Annotated in this window: 14 protein-coding genes; 8 read left to right on the top strand and 6 right to left on the bottom strand. The window is 66.0% G+C overall.

Annotated elements, in window-relative coordinates; genetic code table 11:
- Positions 1-96 precede the first annotated feature (96 nt).
- The 5 genes from B9Y97_RS01565 to B9Y97_RS01545 all read left to right on the top strand — a co-directional run bounded on the left by B9Y97_RS01565 (position 97) and on the right by B9Y97_RS01545 (position 3,675).
- A complete protein-coding gene (locus tag B9Y97_RS01565) occupies positions 97-723 on the top strand; it encodes an ATP-dependent Clp protease proteolytic subunit (RefSeq protein ID WP_085525111.1) in 627 nt (208 codons plus the stop codon).
- Between the two features lie 134 nt (positions 724-857).
- Complete coding sequence (gene clpX / locus B9Y97_RS01560; RefSeq protein ID WP_085525110.1) at positions 858-2,129, top strand: ATP-dependent Clp protease ATP-binding subunit ClpX; 1,272 nt, start codon at positions 858-860, stop codon at positions 2,127-2,129.
- Between the two features lie 133 nt (positions 2,130-2,262).
- On the top strand, positions 2,263-2,652 hold the full coding sequence (locus B9Y97_RS01555; RefSeq protein WP_085525109.1) for a RidA family protein: 390 nt from the start codon (positions 2,263-2,265) through the stop codon (positions 2,650-2,652).
- 97 nt (positions 2,653-2,749) lie between these two features.
- A complete protein-coding gene (locus B9Y97_RS01550) occupies positions 2,750-3,124 on the top strand; it encodes an NADH:ubiquinone oxidoreductase subunit NDUFA12 (RefSeq protein ID WP_085525108.1) in 375 nt (124 codons plus the stop codon).
- Between the two features lie 20 nt (positions 3,125-3,144).
- Positions 3,145-3,675, top strand: a complete 531-nt coding sequence (locus B9Y97_RS01545) for a DUF2155 domain-containing protein (protein WP_085525107.1) — start codon at positions 3,145-3,147, stop codon at positions 3,673-3,675.
- Here B9Y97_RS01545 and aat read toward each other — a convergent pair.
- From aat to B9Y97_RS01520, 5 genes are all read right to left on the bottom strand, one after another.
- The gene (aat, locus tag B9Y97_RS01540) at positions 3,630-4,283 is read right to left on the bottom strand and encodes a leucyl/phenylalanyl-tRNA--protein transferase (RefSeq protein WP_254900822.1); all 654 of its coding nucleotides are present in this window, start codon (positions 4,281-4,283) and stop codon (positions 3,630-3,632) included. The two genes, B9Y97_RS01545 and aat, sit on opposite strands and share 46 nt — an antisense overlap.
- A 5-nt stretch (positions 4,284-4,288) precedes the next feature.
- The gene (accC, locus tag B9Y97_RS01535; RefSeq protein WP_085525106.1) at positions 4,289-5,635 is read right to left on the bottom strand and encodes an acetyl-CoA carboxylase biotin carboxylase subunit; all 1,347 of its coding nucleotides are present in this window, start codon (positions 5,633-5,635) and stop codon (positions 4,289-4,291) included.
- 15 nt (positions 5,636-5,650) lie between these two features.
- Positions 5,651-6,145, bottom strand: a complete 495-nt coding sequence (gene accB, locus B9Y97_RS01530) for an acetyl-CoA carboxylase biotin carboxyl carrier protein (RefSeq protein ID WP_085525105.1) — start codon at positions 6,143-6,145, stop codon at positions 5,651-5,653.
- Between the two features lie 135 nt (positions 6,146-6,280).
- Positions 6,281-6,709 carry a hypothetical protein gene (locus B9Y97_RS01525; RefSeq protein ID WP_085525104.1) on the bottom strand — a complete coding sequence of 143 codons (429 nt, stop codon included), beginning with the start codon at positions 6,707-6,709 and terminating at the stop codon, positions 6,281-6,283.
- Between the two features lie 90 nt (positions 6,710-6,799).
- Entirely contained in the window at positions 6,800-7,426 is a 627-nt protein-coding gene (locus B9Y97_RS01520) for a TetR family transcriptional regulator C-terminal domain-containing protein (RefSeq protein WP_085525103.1), read from the bottom strand.
- A gap of 176 nt (positions 7,427-7,602) precedes the next feature.
- Between B9Y97_RS01520 and B9Y97_RS01515 the strand changes: the two genes are divergently transcribed.
- On the top strand, positions 7,603-8,406 hold the full coding sequence (locus B9Y97_RS01515) for a 3-hydroxybutyrate dehydrogenase (protein WP_085525102.1): 804 nt from the start codon (positions 7,603-7,605) through the stop codon (positions 8,404-8,406).
- A gap of 19 nt (positions 8,407-8,425) precedes the next feature.
- Here the strand turns inward: B9Y97_RS01515 and B9Y97_RS01510 are convergent, their stop codons facing one another.
- Complete coding sequence (locus B9Y97_RS01510) at positions 8,426-8,800, bottom strand: thiol-disulfide oxidoreductase DCC family protein (RefSeq protein ID WP_085525101.1); 375 nt, start codon at positions 8,798-8,800, stop codon at positions 8,426-8,428.
- A gap of 156 nt (positions 8,801-8,956) precedes the next feature.
- On the opposite strand from B9Y97_RS01510, the gene B9Y97_RS01505 reads away from it, so the two are divergent.
- Both B9Y97_RS01505 and B9Y97_RS01500 read left to right on the top strand, forming a co-directional pair.
- Positions 8,957-9,514: an RNA polymerase sigma factor gene (locus B9Y97_RS01505; protein ID WP_085525100.1), complete on the top strand. Its 558-nt coding sequence runs from the start codon at positions 8,957-8,959 to the stop codon at positions 9,512-9,514.
- Positions 9,501-9,863 (top strand): DUF6768 family protein, encoded by a 363-nt coding sequence (locus B9Y97_RS01500; protein WP_085525099.1) that lies wholly within the window; start codon positions 9,501-9,503, stop codon positions 9,861-9,863. Before B9Y97_RS01505 ends, B9Y97_RS01500 begins: the two co-directional genes overlap by 14 nt.
- Position 9,864 lies beyond the last annotated feature (1 nt).

Below are 9,864 nucleotides of genomic sequence, written 5' to 3'. Positions count from 1 at the left end.
TGGTCGTTGTGCCCTTGAAGCCCCCGGTGTGCACCATTAGGATTCTGCGAAGCCCGGGGAGGATTGCCCGGCGGACCGATAGCAAAGGCAGGCAAGATGCACGATCCCCTAGAGACCTACATGAACACCCTCGTGCCGATGGTGGTCGAGCAGACCAGCCGCGGCGAACGGGCCTACGATATCTTCTCGCGCCTGCTCAAGGAGCGGATCATCTTTCTCAACGGTCCGGTGCATGACGGCATGTCGAGCCTGATCTGTGCCCAGCTTCTGTTTCTCGAAGCCGAGAATCCCTCGAAGGAAATCGCGATGTATATCAACTCGCCCGGTGGCGTTGTCACCTCGGGCCTGTCGATCTACGACACGATGCAATACATCCGGCCCAAGGTCTCGACGCTGGTGATCGGCCAGGCCGCGTCGATGGGCTCGCTCCTGCTCACCGCCGGTGAAAAGGGCATGCGCTTCTCGCTGCCTAACAGCCGGATCATGGTGCACCAGCCCTCCGGCGGCTACCAGGGCCAGGCGACAGACATCATGATTCACGCCAAGGAAACCCAGAAACTGAAGGACCGGCTGAATGCGATCTACGTCAAGCACACCGGCCGGAAGTTGAAAGAGGTCGAGGCGGCCCTGGAGCGCGACAATTTCATGGACCCCGAGGAAGCCCGGGATTGGGGCCTGATTGACGAGATCCTCGAAGCGCGGCCGCGGCCCGAAGAGGACTGATCTGTTGCCCCCCGGACATAGGGGGGCAATTCGACATTGTGCGGCTTTGCCCCCTGACTTATGGTCCGGGGCAGGGCAAAATGGTCTCAAGGGGCCGAACAGGAACGGGGCATTGGCCCCGAGGAAACGACGAAATGGCGAACAACTCCTCCGGTGGAGACAGCAAGAACACCCTCTATTGCTCGTTCTGTGGCAAGAGCCAGCATGAGGTGCGCAAGCTGATCGCGGGGCCGACGGTGTTCATCTGCGATGAATGCGTCGAGCTGTGCATGGACATTATCCGCGAGGAAACCAAGGGATCCGGCCTCAAATCGACCGACGGCGTGCCGACGCCGCAGGAGATCTGCAACGTGCTCGACGATTACGTGATCGGGCAGGCCCATGCCAAGCGCGTGCTCTCGGTGGCGGTGCACAACCACTACAAGCGGCTCAACCACGCCGCCACCAACGCCGACGATATCGAGCTTTCCAAGTCCAACATCCTGCTGATCGGCCCCACCGGCTCGGGCAAGACCTTGCTGGCGCAAACGCTTGCGCGGATCCTCGATGTGCCCTTCACCATGGCCGACGCGACCACGCTCACCGAAGCGGGCTACGTTGGCGAGGACGTGGAGAACATCATCCTGAAGCTGCTTCAGGCATCAGAATACAACGTCGAGCGGGCGCAGCGCGGCATCGTCTACATCGACGAGGTCGACAAGATCACCCGCAAGTCCGACAACCCCTCGATCACCCGTGATGTCTCGGGCGAGGGGGTGCAGCAGGCGCTCCTGAAGATCATGGAGGGCACCGTGGCCAGCGTGCCTCCGCAGGGCGGGCGCAAGCATCCGCAGCAGGAATTCCTGCAGGTCGACACCACCAACATCCTCTTCGTCTGCGGCGGCGCCTTCGCCGGGCTCGACAAGATCATCTCGCATCGCGGCCGCGGCACCTCGATCGGCTTTGGCGCCGAGGTCAAGGGCGAAGAAACCCGCGGCGTCGGCGAGGTGTTCCAGGAACTGGAGCCGGAAGACCTGCTCAAGTTCGGCCTGATCCCCGAATTCGTCGGCCGCCTGCCGGTGATCGCCACGTTGACCGACCTCGACGAAGAAGCGCTGGTCACGATCCTGACCCAGCCCAAGAACGCGCTGGTCAAGCAGTACCAGCGGTTGTTCGAACTGGAAGACGCGCGGCTCACCTTCACCGAGGATGCGCTGAAAGCCATCGCCAAGCGCGCCATCGCCCGCAAGACCGGCGCGCGCGGGCTGCGCTCGATCATGGAAGACATCCTGCTCGAGACGATGTTCGAACTGCCGTCGCTCGACAATGTCGACGAGGTGGTGGTGAACGAGGAGGCAGTAACCTCGGTGGCCAAGCCGCTGATCATCTACGCCGAAACCAAGGAAGGCAAGTCAACCGCGAGTTGACCGCCGACCGTTCGTCGTCGTGGGGCCGCACCTTCGGGGGCGGCCTCTCTCGTTCTGGGCAGGTGCATTCAAAACCCCTTGCGCAGAGGGGGTGAAACCGCTTTCCTGTTCCGCGTATCCTGAAAGCCACGCCATGATCCGCCGTCGCATCTCCTTTGGTTCGCCCTTCGAAGCCCAGGTTGGCTACAGCCGCGCGGTGGTCGAGGGCGACTGGATCTTCGTCTCCGGCACCACCGGCTACGACTATGAAACAATGACGATGCCCGAAAGCGTCGTCACGCAGGCCGAGAATGCGCTTGCCACCATCGCCCGTGCGCTGGCCGAGGCGGGGGCAAGTCTCAACGACGTGGTGCAGGTGCGCTACATCCTGCCGGACCCTGCCGATTTCGAGCCTTGCTGGCCGGTGCTGCGGCGCGCTTTCGTCAATGCCCGTCCCGCCGCGACGATGCTGGCGGCCGGGCTGATGAGGCCTGAAATGAAGATCGAAATCGAGGTCACCGCCCGGCACCCGTTGCAGCCGTAGCTCGCCGCGGGCGGCGACGCACCGCCCGCGGCTGGGTTTGGCACTGGACGCCGCGCGCCGGTTGCGCCATATGGGGACAAGACAAACGGAGGCTCTGATGCGGTTCATTCTGTCGCTGATCACGTGGTATCACTCTGAAACGCTGGGCACCCGTCTGATGACCCGGTTTCGTGGCGAGAAGGTCGGTGAAGACGACGCCGGCAACCGCTACTTCCGCAACCGCGACGACTCGCGCCGCTGGGTGCTTTACGCCGGTGAGCCGGAAGCCTCGAAGGTGCCGGCCGAGTGGCACGGCTGGCTGCACCATACCTTCGACGAGAACCCGGCCGAGAACCCGCTTGCCCACAAGCCATGGGAAAAGCCGCACCACGACAACCTCACCGGCACCGAACTGGCCTATGTGCCCGCAGGCTCGATCCGGAAACCCGCTCCGGCGGAACGGCGCGACTACGAGGCGTGGCAGCCGGAATAACCCGTCCGATGCGCACACCAATGTTCCGCCTCCTCCCATATCTCCTTGCCTTCGCGGCCGCACCGGCGGTTTCGCAGGTTGTCGTGGTGCCGCTCGATCCGGTTGAACCCTCCGAGGTTGAACCGGGGCCGGACAGCGCCGAGAGCGCCGAGGGCGAGGTGATCGAGCTGGAACCCTTCGACCTCGAAACGCTCGAACCGCTGCCACCCGGCTCGGTCGTGGGCGACGAAGTGATCACCACCGAGGAAGATATCGTCGCGGTTGGCACCGGCGCCCGGCTCCGGGGGCTCGACAAGCTGGCGAGCACGGTCGAGGAATTCGATCTCGGCACCGGCGACACGGTCGGCCTGGGCTGGCTCCAGATCACCCTTGGCGAATGCCGATACCCGGTCGAAAACCCGGCGGGCGATGCCTATGCCTGGCTGGTGATCCGCGAGGAAGCCGGCGAAGCGCCGATCTTCGAAGGCTGGATGGTGGCGTCGTCACCCGGGCTCAATGCGCTCGATCACGCCCGGTTCGACGTCTGGGTGACGGCCTGCACCACCGAGTGAGGATCGGGCAAGGGCCGTGAAAGGATCTCGGCCGGCCCGTCCTGCAAGCCTTCCGCGAGCCTGCGGCGATACTCGGCGCGGCTGATCTCGACTGCGCCGAGCGAGGCAAGATGCTCGGTGAGAAACTGGGTGTCGAACAGGGTGAACCCGGTGCGCGCCAGATGGGCCACCAGCGTGGCCAGCGCGATCTTGGAGGCGTCGGTTTCGGCCGAGAACATGCTTTCGCCGAAAAACACCCGGCCCAGGGCCACGCCGTAGACGCCGCCCACCAGCCGGTCGCCGTCCCAGGTTTCGATCGAATGGGCGTGGCCCAGCCGGTGCAGCGCGAAATAGGCGCGGAAGATGTTGTCGTTGATCCAGGTTTCCTCGCGGTCGGCGCAGCCGCGCACCACGTCCTCGAAGGCCAGGTCGAGGGTCAACTCGAAGGGGTGGCGCAGGATCGCGCGCCTGAGCGAGCGCGAGAGATGGAAGCCGTCAAGCGGCAGTATGCCGCGCCGGTCGGGATCGACCCAGAACACGCGCGGATCGTCGCGCCCCTCCGACATCGGGAACACCCCGGCGGCATAGGCGCGCAGCAGAAGCTCGGGACTGAGACGCGTTGCCTCCACGAGGATCAGCCGAGGTTTTCTTCCAGCCAGCGTTCGAGCCAGTGGATATTGTAGGTGCCCGCGCGGATATCGGGTTCCTGCAACAGCGCGTGGAACAGCGGCACCGTGGTATCGACACCGTCGACGATCAACTCGCCGAGCGCACGCTGCAGGCGCGACAGCGCCTCGTCCCGGTCGCGGCCATGCACGATGAGCTTGCCGATCAGGCTGTCGTAATAGGGCGGGATCGAATAGCCGTCGTAGAGCGCCGAATCCATCCGCACCCCGAGCCCGCCGGGAACGTGATACTGGGTGATCCTGCCGGGGCAGGGCGAGAAATTCGGCAGCTTCTCGGCGTTGATCCGGATTTCGATGGCATGGCCGTTGATCACCAGATCCTCTTGCGTGAACGACATCGGCAGGCCCTCGGCCACGCGGATCTGCTCGCGGACGAGGTCGACGCCGAAGATCGCCTCCGTCACCGGGTGTTCCACCTGCAACCGGGTGTTCATCTCGATGAAGAAGAACTCGCCGTTCTCGAAGAGAAATTCGATTGTGCCGGCCCCGGCGTAGTTGATCGAGGCGACCGCGTCGGCGCAGACCTTGCCGATGCGCGCGCGGGTTTCGGCGTCGATCGCCGGGCCGGGGGCCTCCTCGAACACCTTCTGGTGGCGGCGCTGCAGCGAGCAATCGCGCTCGCCGAGGTGCACCGCGTTGCCCTTGCCGTCGCCGAAAACCTGGATCTCGATGTGGCGCGGCGCGCCGAGGTATTTCTCGATATAGACCTCGTCGTTGCCGAAGGCGGCCTTGGATTCGCTGCGCGCGGTCTGGAACGCGCGCTCGATCTCGGCTTCGGTCTTGGCGAGCTTCATGCCGCGCCCGCCGCCGCCGGCGGTGGCCTTGACGATCACCGGGTAGCCGATCTCGCCGGCCACCTTGCGCGCGGTCGCCACGTCGGGCACGCCGCCGTCGGAACCGGGCACACAGGGCACGCCGAGGTTCTTCATGGTTTCCTTGGCGGTGATCTTGTCGCCCATGATACGGATATGTTCCGCCGTGGGGCCGATGAAGGTGATGCCGTGATCTTCGAGGATCTGCACGAAATTGGCGTTTTCCGAAAGGAAGCCGTAGCCGGGGTGGATCGCCTGCGCGCCGGTGATCTCGCAGGCGGCGATGATCGCGGGCACCGACAGGTAGCTGTCGGTGCTGGATGGCGGGCCGATGCAGACCGACTCGTCAGCCATGCGCACATGCATCGCGTCGGCGTCGGCGGTGGAATGGACGGCGACGGTGCGCACCCCCATTTCGCGCGCCGCCCGGATCACCCGTAGCGCGATCTCGCCCCGGTTGGCGATCAGGATCTTGTCGAACATGCGCTCGCCCCCGGTTTATTCGATGATCATCAAGGGCGCGCCGAACTCGACGGGCGCGCCGTCTTCCACGAGGATGCGCTTGACGATGCCCGCGCGCGGCGCAGGGATCTGGTTCATCGTCTTCATCGCCTCGATGATGAGGACCGTATCGCCCTCCGACACGCTGTCGCCGACCTTGACGAAGGCGGGCGAGCCGGGTTCGGCCTGGAGGTAAACGGTGCCGACCATCGGCGAGGTGACCGCACCGGGATGGGCCGAGGGATCGCCGTCGCCGGCCGGGGCGGCGGGCGCCGGTGCAGCGGCGGGCTGCAGGGCTGCGGCGGGTGCCGGGGCCGGGGCGGCGACCGCTTGCGGGGCCACCATCGCGCTGGCGCGGCTCACACGCACGTCGATCCCATCGTCTTCGCCGTAGTCGCGCTTCACCCTGATCTCACCGAGGTCATTCTCGGTGAGAAGTTCGGCCAGGGCCTTGATGAATGCCACGTCACTGTCACGGGTTTTATCGGTCATGCCTTCCTCGACGCCTGATGCCCCCTTGGACGAACCCTGGGGGATTTGCGGGTTTTCCCGGTTATAGGCCGGAGGAGGGCGCGAGGAAAGCGCGAGTTTGCGGCGCGACCGAGATGATCCGCTTCGCGGCGTGGGTCATGCCTGCCACGCGGGGCCGGGTAGCGGCGTTCCCGCGCCGCCTTCGGGGCTGGCGGTGGCTTCATTCGCGGTCGCCGCGCCAGCGCCCACCGGCTGCCGCGCGGCAGAATCGCTGGCCTCTGCGCGCCTTGCCTCGACGCGGGCAATCACGCGTTGCAGGTCCTGGTCCATCTCCAGCAAGCTGAGCTTGAAGGCGGGCGGTGGGCCGGGGGGAAGCGCCCGGCGGTCCATTTCGCGGCGTAGCGCGGCCACGTCGCGCGCCTCGGCGGCGGCGCGCTCCTGTCCGGGGTATTGCCGGGCTTCGTTGCCCGCACCCTGCGCCGCGGTGCCCGGCGCGATCCGGGTGAGCTGAACGTCTTTCCTTTGAGCCGGGCCGAACCCGGCCGCGAGCAGCGGCCCATAAAAAAACGGCTTGGGAATCTCCATGCCCCTTAGCTCCTTGAGGAGCCCCCACCGGTGCACCGGAAAGACTAACCCGATCGCCCCTGACGCGGCGAGACCTATTGCGCTTCCTGGTTAACGCACCCCGGGCGGGGTCAGGGCGGCACGGTAGAGGGCAGCGAGGAAGCGGGCCGCGTCGTCAAAATGCGCGTCGCCTACGGGCGCGAGAATGCCGCGCACCTGCACGTCGAAATCGGCGTAGTGCTGGGTTGTCGCCCAGATCGAGAAGATCAGGTGATAGGGATCGAGCGGGTTGATCCGCCCGGCTTCGGCCCAACCCCGGATCACCGCCGCCTTCTCGTCGACCAGATCCTTGAACCGGCCGGTGATCTCGGCCCCGAATCTTGGCGCGCCTTGCACGATCTCGTTGGCAAACAACCGGCTTTCGCGCGGCATCTGGCGGCTCATGTCGAGCTTGCGCCCGACATAGGCGAGGATTTCCTCGACCGGGTCGCCGGAGGGGTCGAGGTCGTGCAGCGGTTGCACCCAGATGTCGATCAGCCCATGGACGAGGGCTTCGTGGATCGCTTCCTTGGAGGGGAAATAGTAGAGCACGTTCGGCTTCGACAGCCCGGCCGCACCGGCGATCTGATCAAGAGTTGCACCGCGAAACCCGTGCTGCGAGAACACGTCGAGGGCGGCATCGAGGATTGCAGCACGGTTTTTCTGCTGGATCCGGGTTCTGGGCGGGTCGTCCGCCATCGGCTGCACTCCTGTGTTCGGAAAGCCAGCTTGCCCCGGTTCCGTATCTCTTTCAACCATTTGGTATAAAAAACCGGCTCTGGCCAGTTGCCGATGGAAGGCCTACCCTCACCGCGCCGCGGGGCGACAGAAACGCCCCCACAAAGACGATGACGAAATCAGGAGAAGGATAGGCGATGACCGACCTGACAGGCAAGACTGCACTTGTAACCGGCTCGGTGCGCGGAATCGGGTTTGCCGTGGCCAGATCGCTGGCCGAGGCGGGGGCGCGGATCGCGGTGCACGGGATCGCGGGCGATGTCGAGGTGCACGAGGCCTGCGAGGCACTGAAGGCCGCCGGGGCACCGCAAGCGGAGTTCTTCGAAGGCGATCTGCGCCACCCCGAGCGGATCGCCGCGCTGATGGCGGCGGTCGAGGCCTGGGGCGGGGTGGATATTCTCGTCAACAATGCCGGTATCCAGCACACCGCGTCGATCGAAGACATGGACCCGGGCACATGGGACCAGATCATCGCGGTGAACCTCTCGGCGGCGTTCCACACCATGCAGGGCGCGCTCCCCGGCATGGCCGTGCGCGGCTACGGGCGGGTGATCAACATCGCCAGCGTGCACGGGCTGGTCGCCTCGATGAACAAGGCACCCTACGTCGCCGCCAAGCACGGGCTGATCGGGCTCTCCAAGGTCGCCGCGCTGGAATATGCCCGCGCCGGAAGCCGCGAGTCGGGCGGCGTTACGGTCAACTGCATCGCGCCGGGCTGGACCGAAACCGCGCTGATCGAGCCGCAGATCGAGGCCCGCGCCAAGGCGCATGGCGGAGATCGCGCGGCCGGGGTGGCCGAGCTTCTGGCCGAGAAACAGCCCAGCCTGCGGATGTCGAACCCGTCCGAGATCGGGGCCCTTGCGCTCTGGCTCGCGTCGCCGCTGGCCCACAACGTCACCGGGGCGACGGTTCCTGTCGATGGCGGCTGGACGGCGCAATAGGGCGCAAGAGGCGAGGGGCTCAGGCCCGGTGGCGGGTGACCGCGACAAACAGGCGCACGATGGCAGGGCGCAGCGGCAGAAACAGACGGTAGCCCGCTTCCATCAGCCAGATCGCGCCGGGAAGCCGGCTGAACCGGGCGAGCCAGCGCCAGCCCGGCAGATCGCGCCAGACCTCGACAAAGGCCCGCGCGCCCGACAGCAGGCGGCCATCGCTGCTCCGCGCGTGGAACCGGGCGAGCGCCTCGGCGCGGCTGGTGCCTTCGGGCAAGACCGATGCCGGGTCGGCAACGTCGACGAGGTCCAGCAGCCCGGCTTGATCCAGCCGGGAATATTGGGCGATCTCGGCCCGGCACAGCGGGCAGGCGCCATCATAGTAGATCGTGGTTCTTGCCATCACGGGCTCCGTTTTCCAGTTTACGGATGCGCGCGCGGATCGGATCGTATCGCGGCCGGAAGGTGCAAAAACCCGGCGGTGCCGCCTGCGGCTTTGAACCGTTTTGCGTCGGCGGGGCACTAACCCTGTATCGGAAGCGGAAAGGGACGAACGGCGATGTCCGCCAAGGAGCGTGCGCTCGATGCCTGGTTGGTCACCAACGCCCGCGCGGGCGACCGGCGGGCGATGGCCCGGCTTGTCGCGTTTCGGGGCGGGCGGCTTCTGGCCCATGCCACGCGCCTGCTGGGCGAGCAGGAGGCCGCGCGCGACGTGGTGCAGGAGGCCTGGATCGAGATTCTGCGCGGGCTCAAGGGGTTGCAGGACGAAAGCCTGTTCCTGCCCTGGGCGCTCAGGATCGTGACCCGCCGGGTGGCCCGCGAGATCAAGCGGCGCCAGCGCGGGCGCAACCTTGCGCAGGCGGTGCGCGCGGAGGTTGAGCCATCGGTGCCCGAGGCAGGGCCCGACGAGGTCGATGCGGGCAAGGTGCGCGACGCCATTGCCGGGTTGCCGCCGCAACAGGCGGCCACGGTGGCACTGTTCTACCTCGAAGACCTTTCCGTTTCGGAAGTGGCCACCGCGCTCGATGTGCCGGTGGGCACGGTGAAGACGAGGCTCATGCATGCGCGCGCCAAGCTGCGCGCAGTTCTGGAAGGAGACGACAATGGACAAACTTGACACGATGATCGCCGAGGCGCTCGCTCAGGAAGACCGGGAGATCGTGGAGGCAACCAATGAACGCGGCGTGTTCGCCGAGCTTGCGGCCCAGCTTTCCGGGCGCAATGCCTGGCTGAAATGGGTGACCTATCTCTACATCGCGGTGTTCGTGGTGCTGTTTATCTGGGCCGCGTGGCAGTTCTTCGCCGCCGCGGAGGCGCTCGTCGCGCTCAAATGGGGGCTGGGAGCGGTGCTCGCGATGCTGATCGTCGCGGTCCTGAAACTCTACCTGTTGACCGAGATCCAGACCGATCGCGTGATCCGCGAACTCAAGCGGGTGCAACTGATGCTTGCGGCGCGCGAGAAGTGAG

The sequence above is a fragment of the Maritimibacter sp. HL-12 genome, from assembly GCF_900177545.1.
In the GTDB taxonomy this organism is placed as follows: Bacteria; Pseudomonadota; Alphaproteobacteria; order Rhodobacterales; family Rhodobacteraceae; genus Sinisalibacter.
The sequence above is the reverse complement of the archived record's forward strand: the minus strand, read 5'-3'. Positions and strand labels throughout refer to the sequence as shown.